Origin of the sequence: Bosea sp. AS-1 (assembly GCF_002220095.1) — a bacterium.
Classification (GTDB): Bacteria; Pseudomonadota; Alphaproteobacteria; order Rhizobiales; family Beijerinckiaceae; genus Allobosea.
This window is the reverse complement of record NZ_CP022372.1, coordinates 2,554,058-2,566,876: the sequence shown is the minus strand read 5'-3', so window position 1 is coordinate 2,566,876 and position 12,819 is coordinate 2,554,058. Positions and strand designations below refer to the sequence as shown.

The window sequence follows — 12,819 nt, the reverse complement described above, 5'->3', positions numbered from 1 at the left end:
GCCGCCCAGCTTGGCCAGCCGCAGGAATGCCTCTCGGTCGGGGGCTCAGGCCGCGGCCGTCCGTCCGCCGAGATAGGCTGCCCGGATTTCCTCGTTCGACCAGAGCTGATCCGGGGTCCCGGACAGCACGAGCTTGCCGGTTTCGAGTACATAGCCGCGATCCGCGACGGACAGGCCCATCCGCGCGTTCTGCTCGACGAGGAGCACGGTGGTCCCGCGCCGCCGGATCTCGGCGATGATGGCGAAGACGGCCTGGACGATGACCGGAGCGAGCCCGAGCGAAGGCTCGTCGAGCAGCAGGATGCGCGGTTTCGCCATCAGCCCGCGCGCGACGGCGACCATCTGCTGCTGGCCGCCCGAGAGCGTCCAGCCCAGCGCGTTGGCGAAGCGGCGGATATCGGGGAAGAGGTCGAACATCTCGTCTGCTTCCCGCTTGATCTGCGCGGTCTTCAGCCCGCTTCGATTGGAGGCGCCGAGCATGATGTTCTCGCGCACGCTCAGCCCCGGAAAGACGTGGCGTCCCTCCGGCACATGCGCGATGCCGCGCCTGACGATCTCCTCGGGCCGCAGGCCGACGATGGACTGCCCCTCGAAGAGGATGTCGCCCGAGGCCGGCTTCACCAGCCCGGAGATGGCGCGCAGCGTCGTCGACTTGCCGGCTCCGTTCGAGCCGAGCAGGGTGACGACCTCGCCTGCCTCGACGACGAGCGAGATGCCGTCGACGGCCTCGACCTCGCCATAGCGGACAACGACGGATTTGAGTTCAAGCAGGGACATCGGGCGCCGTTCCCAGATAAGCCGCGATCACGTCGGGATGCTTCAGCACATCGGCTGAATAGCCGTCGGCGATGCGGCGGCCGAAATTCAGCACGGTGATGTGCTGGGCGACCTCGCTCACCAGCGTCATGTCGTGGTCGATGATCAGGATGGTGAGACCGCGGGCCGAGATGCGCTTGAGCAGGTTGCGCAACTCGACCTTCTCCGAGGAATTGAGGCCCGCTCCCGGCTCGTCGAGCAGGAGCAGCACCGGGTCGCCGGCGAGTGCACGCGCAATCTCGACCGCCCTCTGGTGGCCATAGGAGAAGCTCGCAACCACCTCGTCGGCCCGATCCTCCAGCTCGACGAAGGCCAGCGCCGCCCGAGCCCGGGCCATCAGCGCCGCCGGGTCGTTTCCGGCGGGGCTTTCGGGCCGCTCCGCGCCGACCATGACGTTCTCCAGCGCCGTCATCGAGCGCCAGAGCCGGATGTTCTGGAAGGTGCGGCCGAGACCGGCCGCGGTGCGGGCATGCGGCGGCAGGTCGGTGACGTCGCGCCCGTTCAGCACGATGCTCCCGGCTGTCGCCTTGTAGAGGCCGGAGAGGACGTTCAGCGTCGTGGTCTTGCCCGAGCCGTTCGGGCCGATCAGCGCATGAACGCCGCCACGCTTGATGGTGAGATCCACCTCGTCGACCGCCTTCAGGCCACCGAAATGCTTGGAGAGCCCGCGCACTTCGAGAACCGTGTCGGCGCCCTGCCCGCCTCCGGAGAGCTGGAGCGCCCCGCCGGAGCGCACCGGCAAGACGGCGCGCTTGAGCTTGTCGAGCCGTCCGCGCAGGAAACCCCAGATGCCGTCCGGCATGAACACCACGATCAGGATCACCGCTGCGCCATAGATGGCGAGGTAGAGGCCCGGAATGCTCTTCAGGAAGCGCAGCCATTCCGGGATCAGGATCAGCAGCCCCGTCCCGATCACGGCACCGATGGGCGAAGCGACGCCGCCAAGCAGCACCATGGTGAGGAACACCACCGATTCCGCGAAGGAGAACTGGTCCGGGCTGACATAGGAGAAGCCACCGGCGAAAAGGCCGCCGCCGATGCCGCCGAGGATGGCGGAGAGCGCAAAGGCGGTGACCTTGGTCCGGTAGACATCGATGCCGGCGACGCCGGCTGCGAGCTCATTGTCGCGCACGGCCCGCATCGCGCGCCCGAGGCGCGTGTCGCGCAGGCGCCAGACCAAGAAGGCAAGGCCGGCAAGCATCGCGATGCAGAAGGCAAGATAGGTCGAACCATCCGCCAGGAAGCCCGGCCGCGGAATGGCGCGGACGCCGTCCGGCCCCTTGGTGACGGGAATCCAGTTGATCAGGACAAGGGTGACGATCTGCTGGAAGGAGATCGTCACCATGGCGAGGTAGTGGCCGCCGAGCCGGAGCGTCGAGGCACCGAGCAGGGCGCCGAAACCGGCTGCGATACCTGTGCCGATCAGCAGGCAGGCCCAGAAATTCAGCCCGTAGTCGATCTGGCCGAGACCGACCGCATAGGCCCCGAGGCCGAAGAAGGCGGCTTGCGCCAGATTGATCTGGCCGCAGAGCCCGAGCACGATCGTCAGGCCCAGCACCGCGATGGCATAGGTCGTCGCCTGCAGCGAGATGTTGAGCACATAGCCCGTCTTGGGCACGACGAGTGCGACGACGATCGCGGCCAGGACGAGCAGCACATAGGCAGGGACGCCCCAGCGCAGACGAGGCCGGACGTCTCCGGTGGAGGCGGTGGTGTCGCTGGTGCTCATGCTTTTTCCGCCACGCGCTCGCCGAAGATGCCCTGCGGCCGAAAGATCAGGAAGGCAATCAGCACCAGGAAGGCGAAGCCGTCCTTGTAGGGAACGGAGATATAGGCCGCCCCGAAGGTCTCGATGACGCCGAGCGCGAGCCCGCCGATGATCGCCCCGGTCACGTCGCCGAAGCCGCCTATGATAGTCGCGGCGAAGGCCTTGAGCGCGATGGTCGCTCCCATGCCGATCGAGACGAAGAGAACCGGCGCGACCAGGATGCCGGCGATGCCGCCGATCACCGCGGAGTAGACGAAGGTGATCATGATCATCACCGCGACCGGGATGCCGAGCAACGCCGCCATCTCCTTGTCCTGCGAGGTCGCCTGCAGCTTCTTGCCGAGCAGCGTGTGTTCGAAGAACCAGTATTGCAGCGCGACCAGCAACGCCGTGACGACGATGATCAGCACATACTGGTTGTCGAGATAGACCGGCCCCAGCATGAAGCCGGGCGTGTCAAACCAGCCAGACAGCACCTCCGGCTCCGGCCCGTGGATCGCGAGAGTCGTATTGGCCATGAAGATCGAGGCGCCGATGGTCGAGATGATGACCGGCAGATAGGTGCGGTGGCGCAGCGGATAGTAGACTGCCAGGTTGAAGACCGCGCCGAGGCCCGCCATGCAGATCAGGGCGATGATGAAGGCGACCCAGTAGGGCAAGCCGATCTTGACCGAGAAGACGACCATCAGGAAGGCCGCGACCATCGAGAACTCGCCCTGGGCGAAGTTCACGACATTGGTCGCCCGGAAGATCAGCACGAAGCCCAGCGCGACCAGCGCATAGACCGAGCCGATACCGATTCCGGTGAAAAGTAGCTGAAGAACGAGATCCATCTGTTTACCGCGCTTGCATGGAGCCGATCAGTCCCTCGCGGCGAACGGCTTGGCCGCTCGTCCTCGGAAGGCGTGGTGCGAGATGCAGGGGCATCGTTCGCCCACCGCGGGCCCTTCAGTGAACCCGCGGCCGGCAACGGATCCCCGCTTGGCGCGGGATCCGGCGCCCTTTCGGGGATCAGCCCAGGTTCGGCGGGAAATCGATCCGCTTGTCGAACTTGATCTCGCCCTTCTCGTTCTTGACGATGTTGTAGCCGTGCAGGCCGTCACCGTTCTTGTCGAAGTTGTATTCGCCTTCGGCGCCCTTATGGGCGCGGATGGCGAGCATGGCCTGCTGCACCTTCTCCGGCTCGGTCGAGCCGGCTTTGTTCATCGCCAGCGCCAGGCAGGTGACGGCGTCATAGGTCCAGGAAGACTGGTTGTCGGGCGCGACCTTGCGGACGTCGCGATAGGCCTTGCCGAAGGTCTTCGAGGCCTCGCTCGAATCCTCGGCGTAATCGGCGACGCCGTAGGTGTTGTAGAGCGCCGGCCCCGCGAGCTTGAGCGCCGAGACGTTGACGATCGAGGGCGAGCCGACCCACGGGATGTTCACGCCGAGCTGGCGCAGCTGGCGGGCGAAGATGCCGAGATCGGTCTCGAAAGTGAAATAGGTGCCGAGGATATCGGCCCCGGACTGGCGCACGGCCAGCACGACCGGCGTGAAATCCTGGCTCTGGTTGGCGTAGCCCTGCTTCAGGGCCATCGTCGAACCGTTATCGGGCAGCGCTTCCTCGAGTGCCTTGGCGCCTGCGGTCCCGAAGGCATCGGTCGAGTGGACGATCGCCCATTTCTTCTTGCCGAGCTCCTTCGCGCCGTATTGCGCGATCACGCGGCCGGAATAGGAATCATTGGGGCGGAAGCGGAAGAGCCAGGGATTGCCGAGCTTGGTCAGGTTCGGATCGGTGCCGCCGAAACCGACGGGCTTGCCGGCCTTGAGCATGTCAGGCGCCATGGCGTGCATCTGCGTCGAGCGGATCGAGCCGATGAAGGCGACGATGTCCGACTGGCTGGCGAGCTTCGAGAAGGCGAGAACCGCGCCGGGATTGGTGGTCTGGTCGTCTTCCATGACGAGTTCGAGCGGCTTGCCGAGGACACCGCCCGCCTTGTTGACCTGCTCGAGCGCGATCTTGGCGCCGGTCTGAGCGAAGGAGCCCGATTCGGCGGCAGCACCGGTCATCGGCACGACCATGCCGATCTTGACCGTGGCTCCTTGTGCATAGGCGGTGCGAAGCAGCGCCGGAGCGGCAATCGTGCCGGCAAGAGCAGTCGTGAACCCGCGGCGGGTCAAGCGCATCGTATACCTCCCGTTTTAATGGATTAGATCGGGTCTTGCAGCCCGGCTTCGACTATTGTGTATCCTGTGCGCCGGCGGCAAAACACCGCAGCGTCTCATCCTTTAGGATGAGACGTAAGGGCAGTTTCCGCGACGGTCTCCTCCAGCTTCGCAGGCAGATTTCGATGGCTTCTTCAAACGCTTTGGCCCCGGTTTTCGACCATATCGAAGCAAACCGGCCGGTTTTTCTCGACCGCCTGATCGACTATCTGCGCCACCCCAGCATCAGCGCCGAGAACCTCGGCATCGCCGAGGTCGGGAATCTCCTCCTGGGCATGCTGACGCAGATCGGGCTCGAAACGAATCTGGTGCAGACCGAAGGACATCCGATGGTCGTTGCGCGCTGGGAGAAGGCGCCCGGCAAGCCGACCGTGCTGCTCTACGGTCATTACGACGTGCAACCGGCCGATCCGCTCGACAAATGGCTCTCGCCGCCCTTCGAGCCGACGATTCGCGACGGGCGCCTCTATGCCCGCGGAGTCGGCGACAACAAGGGCCAGCACTTCGCCCAGATCCTCGCCATCGAATCGCATCTGCGGGTCCATGGCGAACTGCCCTGCAACGTCATCCTGCTGCTGGAGGGTGAGGAAGAGATCGGCAGCCCGCATATCGCCGATTTCGTGCGCGCCAATACCGGACTGCTGAAGGCTGACCTCGCCGTCACCGCCGACGGGCCGCGCCATGCCAGCGGCGCGCCGACGATCAAGTTCGGCTCGCGCGGCGTGGTCAATTTCGAGCTGCGCTGCCGCCACGCCAGCCGCGACGTCCATTCCGGCAATTTCGGCGGCGTGGTGCCGAACCCGGTCTGGACTCTCGTCCATCTGCTCGGAACGATGAAGAATGCCGCCGGCGAGATCACCATCGACGGCTTCGAGGACGGCATCGAACCGGCCTCGCCCGAGGAACTGGCCGCGATCGAGCGCCTGCCGCTCGACATCGAGGCGTTCAAGCGCAGCCTTGCCCTGAAGCGCCTCGACGCACCGGCCGACCGGCCCTTCTACGACCGCCTCTGCTTTCGACCGACCCTGACGATCAACGGTTTCCACGGCGGCTATGGCGGCCCCGGCAGCAAGACCGTACTGCCGAACGAAGCGTTCGTGAAATGCGACATCCGCCTGGTCGAGGCGCAGGACCCGGAGGACATCCTGCGCAAGGTCCGGGCCCATGTCGAAAAGCATGCGCCGGAGGTCGAGTTCATCGCCGAGGAGATGGGGATGCAGCCGTCGAAGACGCCGATATCCTCGCCGTATACCGCACCGCTGAGGCGCGCCTTCGTCGCCGCCCATGGCGAGGAGCCGCTGCTGATCCCCGCCGGCTTCGGCAGCCTGCCAAACTACGTCTTCACGAAAATCCTCGGCATCCCGGCCTTCGTCACGCCCTATGCCAATCCCGACGAGGCCAACCATGCCCCCAACGAGAACATGACGCTGGACTGCTTCCACAGCGGCGTGCGGACTGGCGCAGCTCTCCTGCACGAACTCGGGCAGATGCAGAAGCCGGCCTGACCGGCATCAGCTCGCCTCTTCGCCTTCCGAGCGCCTGCGCAGGACGTAGAATCCTGCCCAGGCGCTCATCCCGGCAAGGCTGAACCAGGTCAGCGCATAGATGAAATGGGTGTTGCGGAACCGGATCACCGTCATTCCGCCTAACGGCAACGGGCCAGGCTCGGAAACCGCATCCGCATCGACGAAATAAGGCGCGACCGCGCCGAGCCCTCTCGCCTCAGCGATCGCCGCGACGTCGCGCGAATACCAGCGGCCGGCACCCGGATCGTTGCTGCGCAGAAAGCCGCCGCCCGGCTCGCTCATGCGCAGCAGCCCGGTCAGATGCGTCTCGCCGCGCGCGGCCGCATCGCTGCGCTCGGCCGGATCGCGCCGATCCTCCGGCACGAAGCCGCGATTGACGAGAACCGTGAAGCCGCGTGTGCTCCGAAACGGCGCCAGCACCCAGAAGCCCGGCCCCTTCTCGGTGACGGCCTTCACCAGCGTCTCCGCTCCAGGGAGGTAGCGTCCGTCGAGCGCGACCCTGCGATATTCGGCGCCGGCGGCATCGATGCCGCCCCATCCCTCCGGCCCCGGAACCGGCTCGGCCTGTGCGTGGGCGCGCGCGTCAACCCGTGCGATCAGATCGAGCTTCCAGCTGCGTCGTTCGACCTGCCAGATGCCCAGCCCGACGAAAACGAGCGTCAGCAGACCGAAGAGGCCCAGGAGAGCGAACCGGCGTGCCCGCGACGGGCGATCCGCCTCGCCTTGCGCTCGCGGCGCTGCGGCCACGACGGCATCCTCACATCGGGTGGTCGCCGGGCGCCATCGGCATCATGTTGACGTTGAGGTGATACATCACCCAGAGCGAGCCCGAGAGCGCGATCGCCACGATGACGATGGTGAAGATCAGCGCCATCATCGTCCAGCCGCCTTCCGAGCGCGAATTCATGTGCAGGAAGTAGACCATGTGGACGACGATCTGCACCGCCGCGAAGGCCATGATGACGATCGCGGTGGTCGTCGAATTGCCGAGCACGTCGGCCATGACCAGCCAGAACGGGATCGCCGTCAGGATGGCCGCGAGGACGAAGCCGGTAAGATAGCCGCGCAGCGTCGCATGGGAGGCGCCGTGCTCGCCGTGATCGGCGCCGTGGGCGTCCGAGTGGTTCTGCGATCCGCTCATTTCAGCACGCCCATCAGATAGACGAAAGTGAAGACGCCGATCCAGACGACGTCGAGGAAGTGCCAGAACATGGAGAGGCACATCAGCCGGCGGCGATTGGCCTCGATCAGCCCGCGCTGCGACACCTGCACCATCAGCACCGTGAGCCAGATCAGGCCGAAGGTGACGTGCAGCCCGTGCGTGCCGACCAGTGTGAAGAAGGAGGAGAGGAAGGCGCTGCGCATCGGCGTCGCACCCTCAAGAATCATGTGGTGGAACTCGTAGAGCTCGATGCCGATGAAGGCGAGGCCGAACAGGCCGGTCACGAGCAGCCAGCCCTGCACTGCCGCCTGCCGCCCCTTGTCCATCGCCAGCATGGCGAAGCCGTAGGTGATCGAGGAGAGCAGCAGCATGGTGGTGTTGACCGCCACCAGCTTGAGATCGAACAGATCGGCCCCCGAGGGCCCGGCCGCATAGCTGCGCCCGAGCACGCCATAGGTCGCGAAGAGGACTGCGAAGACCAGGCAGTCGCTCATCAGGTACATCCAGAAGCCGAGCATGGTCGAGCCGCCGGAGTGCTCGTGCTCGTCTTCCGTGACGTGGAAGACCGGGGTATCGGCCGGTTGCGCCGTCGCCGTCGTCATCGTCGTCCCTCAGGCCCGTGCGAGCTGTTCGGTGCGCGCATTCTCCTCGCGCAGGACCGTCTCGGCCGGGATGTGGAAGTCCCGATCGTAGTTGAAGGTGTGGGCGATGGCCGTGACAATCACCGCCGCGAAGCTGAGCGCCGCGAGCCACCAGACATACCAGACCAGCGCGAAGCCGCAGATCGTCGCGAAGGCGGAGATGATCAGCCCGGCGCCCGTGTTCCTCGGCATGTGGATCGGCTTGAAGCCGCCGAGCGGGCGCCGGTAACCGCGCTTCTTCATGTCGGCCCAGGTATCGTGATCATGGACCATCGGCGTGAAGGCGAAGTTGTAGGCCGGTGGCGGCGAGGAGGTCGACCACTCCAGCGTGCGCCCGTCCCAGGGATCGCCGGTCGTGTCGCGCAACCGGTCGCGATGCAGGATGCTGACGGCGATCTGGATCAGGAAGCACAGGATGCCGAGCGCGATCAGCACGGCGCCGAAAGCTGCGACGACGAACCAGATCTGCAGCGACGGATCCTCGAAATGGTTAAGGCGCCGGGTCACGCCCATCAGGCCGAGCACATAGAGCGGCATGAAGGCGACATAGAAGCCGATCACCCAGAACCAGAAGGAAAGCTTGCCCCAGAACTCATCGAGCTTGAAGCCGAAGGCCTTGGGGAACCAGTAGGTGATGCCGGCGAAGGCGCCGAAGACCACGCCGCCGATGATCACGTTATGGAAATGCGCGATCAGGAACAGGCTGTTGTGCAGGATGAAGTCCGCCGGCGGCACCGCGAGCATCACGCCGGTCATGCCGCCGATGACGAAGGTCAGCATGAAGGCGAGAAGCCACATCATCGGCAGTTCGAAGCGGATGCGCCCGCGATACATCGTGAACAGCCAGTTGAAGATCTTCGCGCCGGTCGGGATCGAGATGATCATCGTCGTGATGCCGAAGAACGAGTTCACGCTGGCGCCCGAGCCCATCGTGAAGAAGTGATGCAGCCAGACGAGGTAGGACAGGATGGTGATGACCACCGTCGCATAGACCATCGAGGTGTAGCCGAAGAGCCGCTTGCCGGCGAAGGTCGAGGCGATCTCCGAATAGATGCCGAAGCAGGGCAGGATCAGGATGTAGACCTCGGGGTGGCCCCAGATCCAGATCAGGTTCACGTACATCATCGGGTTGCCGCCGAGATCGTTCGTGAAGAAGTTGGTGCCGACATAGCGGTCGAGCGTCAACAGCGCGAGCGTGCAGGCCAGGACCGGGAAGCTCGCGACGATCAGCACGTTGGTGCACAGTGCCGTCCAGGTGAAGACCGGCATCTTCATCATGTCCATGCCGGGCGCGCGCATCTTCACGATGGTCGCGATCAGGTTGATGCCCGACAGGGTCGTGCCGACGCCCGCGATCTGCAGCGCCCAGAGGTAGTAGTCCATGCCTACCCCGGGCGAATAGGCGGCTCCCGACAGCGGCGGATAGGCGAGCCAGCCGACCTTGGCGAACTCGCCGACGAAGAGCGAGGCCATGACCAGCACCACGCCGCCGACGGTCATCCAGAAGCTGAAGTTGTTGAGGAAGGGAAAAGCGACGTCGCGCGCGCCGATCTGCAGCGGCACGACATAGTTCATCAGCCCCGTGACCAGCGGCATGGCCACGAAGAAGATCATGATCACGCCATGGGCCGTGAAGATCTGGTCGTAATGGTGCGGCGGCAGATAGCCTTCATTGGCGCCGAAGGCGATGGCCTGCTGCCCGCGCATCATCAGCGCGTCGGCGAAGCCGCGCAGCAGCATGACGACGCCGAGCACCATGTACATGATGCCGATCTTCTTGTGGTCGACGCTTGTGAACCACTCGTTCCAGAGATAGCCCCAGGCCTTCAGCCGGGTGATCAGGGCGATAACCGCGAGGCCGCCGACCACGACGCCGGCGAAGGTCGCGACCAGGATGGGCTCGTGGTACGGGACGGCTTCAAACGTGAAGCGCCCGAACACGAGCTTCCACCAGTCGGGATAGGAATTCATGGCGTCCTCGGATCGCTAGGCATGGCCAGGCGGCCGTTCAATCAAGAGCTCAGTTCGCAGCCTGGGCGGTGACACCGCCCTTGCCGTAGACGTCCGCCGGCGTACAGATCGCAGTGACGAAAGGACGCGGCGGCAGAGGCGCACCGCCACGGCGCACCGATTTGTCGTATTCGAGCGCCATGACGGTGGAGATACCCTCCTTGCCGCCGCCGCCCTTGGCGTCCATCGCCATCATATCGCGCATGCACATCTTGGCGCGGTCGACGCACATGTTGAGGATGGCGTCGAAGAGATCAGGCGCGACGCTGCCGAACTGACGGGCCGGCTCTCGCTCGCTCGGCCGCTCGAAGACGAGGTATTCCTCGCGGCCGAGCTTGTCGCCCTTGGCCTGCGCCGCCTTGACCCAGTCCTCGAAGCCGTTGCCCTCGAGGCCACGGAAGCGGAAACGCATCCCCGAGAAACCTTCGCCGCTGTAATTCGCCGAGAAGCCCTCGAAGTCGCCGGCATGGTTGATCACGGCATTCAGCTTGGTCTGCATGCCGGGCATCGCATAGATCTGGCCTGCGAGCGCGGGGATGAAGAGCGAATTCATCACGGATGAAGCCGTGATCCGGAATTCGACCGGCTGGTTCACCGGCGCCACCACCTCGTTGACCGAGGCGATGCCCTGCTGCGGGTAGATGAACAGCCATTTCCAGTCGAGCGCCACGACCTGGATGACGAGCGGCTCCTTGCGCATCTGGGTGCTGCCCGCCTGCGCCGTCGCGATCGGCGTCGCAGCGCTGATGCGGTTGAGCGGCCTGTAGGGGTCGAGCAGATGCGTGCCCATCCATGTCAGTGCGCCCAGGATCACGATAATCAGCAGCGGCACGGCCCAGATCACCACCTCGAGCGGCAGCGAATGGTTCCAGTCCGGGTCGTACTCGGCCTGGGCCGAAGCGCGGTAGCGCCAGGCGAAATACACCGTCAGCGCCATCACCGGGATGATGATCGTCAGCATCAGCGCGGTCGAGATCAGCATCAGGTTGCGCTGCTGCAGCGCAACATCCCCCGACGGCGAAAGCAGCACCGCTTGGCAGCCGCCGAGCAGGGGCAAGAGCGGCAACAGCGCCAGAAAACGACGATTTCTCAAGAGACCAAGCCCTCCGTGACCGGAAAGTTGCCGCTCTGTCTATCGCATTCTTTTGCACTGCACAGAGGACACAATGTCCCATTGGCAGAGACCGGGTAGTTCGCTTTTATCCGCCGCATCCATGGCGTCCGGAGCCGGGGAATGTTATCCCTTTTCCGCGCGAACGAGGAAGCCCCCGAATGAGCGCCCATGCGGCAAGCCCGGCATCGAACCATCTGACGGACGCGCACGGCCGGGATCATGTCACCCCGGGCGAGATCGCGATCGGCGTCATCATCGGGCGTACATCCGAGTATTTCGACTTCTTCGTCTTCGGCCTCGGCTGCGTGCTCGTCTTCCCGCAGCTGGTCTTCCCCTTCGCGGATCCGCTGACCGGGACGATCTACTCCTTCGGCATCTTCGCCCTCGCCTTCCTAACCCGGCCGATCGGCTCCGTGCTGTTCATGACGATCGACCGGATCTACGGCCGCGCCACCAAGCTCACCGCCGCGCTCTTCCTGCTCGGGGGCTCGACCGCCGCGATCGCCTTCCTGCCCGGCTACGAGACCATCGGCATCTGGTCCGGCATCATCCTGGCCGCCTTCCGCCTGCTGCAGGGCATCGCGCTCGGCGGCGCCTGGGACGGCCTGTCCTCGCTGCTGGCCCTCAATGCACCGGCAGGCCGGCGCGGCTGGTACGCGATGCTACCGCAGCTCGGCGCGCCGATCGGCTTCATCCTCGCCGCGGGCCTGTTCGCCTTCTTCGAAGGCGCGCTCTCGACGGAGGACTTCCTCGGCTGGGGCTGGCGCTATCCCTTCTTCGTCGCGCTGACGATCAACGTGGTCGCGCTCTTCGCCCGTCTGCGCATGGTCGCGACCCAAGAATTCGCCCAGCTCATGGATACCCGCGAGCTGATGCCGATTTCGATCACCCAGCTCGTCCGCAAACGCAGCAGCACCCTCGTTCTCGGCGCCTTCGTGCCGCTGGCGAGCTTCGCGCTGTTCCACCTGGTCACGATCTTCCCGGTGAGCTGGATCAACCTCTACACCAACCGCTCGGTCGCGGAATTCCTGATCGTGCAGGGCGCCGGCGCCGTGGTCTGCGCCGGGGCGATCATGACCTCCGGCCTGATCGCGGACCAGATCGGCCGCCGCCCGACGCTGATCCTTTCCGGCCTGATGATCGGGCTCTTCAGCCTGAGCAGCATCATCGCGCCGCTGCTCTTCGGCGACAGCCTCGCCGGGCAGACGGTCTATGTCATCATCGGCTTCGGGCTGCTCGGCCTGTCCTATGGCCAGACGGCGGGCGCCGTCGCCTCGAGCTTCGGCCGGGAGTACCGCTACACCGGCGCCGCCCTGACCTCCGACCTCGCCTGGCTGATCGGCGCCGGCTTCGCGCCGCTCGTGGCGTTGACGCTCTCCAGCAAGCTGGGCCTTGCCTGGGTCGGGCTCTACCTGCTGTCGGGCGCGATCTGCACGCTGGTCGCACTCTGGTTCGACCGTCGCCTGGAAGGCCGCTACGGCTAGAGCATCGGACCGAAAAGTGGAATCCACTTTTCGGAAAAATCCGATGCACTGACAATGAGATAGATCATCGTTATCGCGTCCGATAGGACGCGC

The 12,819-nt window shown here is 65.2% G+C and carries 10 protein-coding genes and 1 pseudogene; 2 read left to right on the top strand and 9 right to left on the bottom strand.

Annotation, left to right across the window (positions count from 1 at the left end; all coding sequences use genetic code 11):
• Window positions 1-45 precede the first annotated feature (45 nt).
• From CE453_RS14000 to CE453_RS13985, 4 genes are all read right to left on the bottom strand, one after another.
• Window positions 46-777, bottom strand: coding sequence for an ABC transporter ATP-binding protein (locus CE453_RS14000; RefSeq protein WP_089175149.1), 732 nt, complete (start codon window positions 775-777; stop codon window positions 46-48).
• Window positions 764-2,545, bottom strand: coding sequence for a branched-chain amino acid ABC transporter ATP-binding protein/permease (locus CE453_RS13995; RefSeq protein WP_089175148.1), 1,782 nt, complete (start codon window positions 2,543-2,545; stop codon window positions 764-766). Before CE453_RS13995 ends, CE453_RS14000 begins: the two co-directional genes overlap by 14 nt.
• Entirely contained in the window at window positions 2,542-3,417 is an 876-nt protein-coding gene (locus CE453_RS13990; RefSeq protein WP_089175147.1) for a branched-chain amino acid ABC transporter permease, read from the bottom strand. Before CE453_RS13990 ends, CE453_RS13995 begins: the two co-directional genes overlap by 4 nt.
• Window positions 3,418-3,595: 178 nt before the next feature.
• Window positions 3,596-4,750: an ABC transporter substrate-binding protein gene (locus CE453_RS13985; protein WP_089175146.1), complete on the bottom strand. Its 1,155-nt coding sequence runs from the start codon at window positions 4,748-4,750 to the stop codon at window positions 3,596-3,598.
• Between the two features lie 164 nt (window positions 4,751-4,914).
• Here CE453_RS13985 and CE453_RS13980 point away from each other — a divergent pair, with 164 nt between their 5' ends.
• Window positions 4,915-6,294 (top strand): M20/M25/M40 family metallo-hydrolase, encoded by a 1,380-nt coding sequence (locus CE453_RS13980; protein ID WP_089175145.1) that lies wholly within the window; start codon window positions 4,915-4,917, stop codon window positions 6,292-6,294.
• A 6-nt stretch (window positions 6,295-6,300) separates the two neighbouring features.
• On the opposite strand, the gene CE453_RS13975 is transcribed toward CE453_RS13980, so the two are convergent.
• The 5 genes from CE453_RS13975 to cyoA are packed head-to-tail and all read right to left on the bottom strand — an operon-like array spanning window position 6,301 to window position 11,221.
• The gene (locus tag CE453_RS13975; protein WP_089175144.1) at window positions 6,301-7,062 is read right to left on the bottom strand and encodes an SURF1 family protein; all 762 of its coding nucleotides are present in this window, start codon (window positions 7,060-7,062) and stop codon (window positions 6,301-6,303) included.
• A gap of 10 nt (window positions 7,063-7,072) precedes the next feature.
• On the bottom strand, window positions 7,073-7,456 hold the full coding sequence (gene cyoD, locus CE453_RS13970; protein WP_089175143.1) for a cytochrome o ubiquinol oxidase subunit IV: 384 nt from the start codon (window positions 7,454-7,456) through the stop codon (window positions 7,073-7,075).
• A complete protein-coding gene (gene cyoC, locus CE453_RS13965) occupies window positions 7,453-8,079 on the bottom strand; it encodes a cytochrome o ubiquinol oxidase subunit III (RefSeq protein WP_089175142.1) in 627 nt (208 codons plus the stop codon). Before cyoC ends, cyoD begins: the two co-directional genes overlap by 4 nt.
• Window positions 8,080-8,088: 9 nt before the next feature.
• Complete coding sequence (cyoB, locus tag CE453_RS13960; RefSeq protein WP_089175141.1) at window positions 8,089-10,089, bottom strand: cytochrome o ubiquinol oxidase subunit I; 2,001 nt, start codon at window positions 10,087-10,089, stop codon at window positions 8,089-8,091.
• A gap of 49 nt (window positions 10,090-10,138) precedes the next feature.
• Complete coding sequence (gene cyoA / locus CE453_RS13955; RefSeq protein ID WP_089175140.1) at window positions 10,139-11,221, bottom strand: ubiquinol oxidase subunit II; 1,083 nt, start codon at window positions 11,219-11,221, stop codon at window positions 10,139-10,141.
• Window positions 11,222-11,463: 242 nt separating this feature from the next.
• Between cyoA and CE453_RS13950 the strand changes: the two are divergent.
• Window positions 11,464-12,726: pseudogene (locus CE453_RS13950) on the top strand (MFS transporter); the annotation flags it as partial.
• Window positions 12,727-12,819: the final 93 nt, after the last annotated feature.

Coding starts and splice junctions, on each gene's coding strand:
- CE453_RS14000 (WP_089175149.1), bottom strand. CDS start 777: ATGTCCCTGCTTGAACTCAAATCCGTCGTTGTCCGCTATGGCGAGGTC.
- CE453_RS13995 (WP_089175148.1), bottom strand. CDS start 2,545: ATGAGCACCAGCGACACCACCGCCTCCACCGGAGACGTCCGGCCTCGT.
- CE453_RS13990 (WP_089175147.1), bottom strand. CDS start 3,417: ATGGATCTCGTTCTTCAGCTACTTTTCACCGGAATCGGTATCGGCTCG.
- CE453_RS13985 (WP_089175146.1), bottom strand. CDS start 4,750: ATGCGCTTGACCCGCCGCGGGTTCACGACTGCTCTTGCCGGCACGATT.
- CE453_RS13980 (WP_089175145.1), top strand. CDS start 4,915: ATGGCTTCTTCAAACGCTTTGGCCCCGGTTTTCGACCATATCGAAGCA.
- cyoD (WP_089175143.1), bottom strand. CDS start 7,456: ATGAGCGGATCGCAGAACCACTCGGACGCCCACGGCGCCGATCACGGC.
- cyoC (WP_089175142.1), bottom strand. CDS start 8,079: ATGACGACGGCGACGGCGCAACCGGCCGATACCCCGGTCTTCCACGTC.
- cyoB (WP_089175141.1), bottom strand. CDS start 10,089: ATGAATTCCTATCCCGACTGGTGGAAGCTCGTGTTCGGGCGCTTCACG.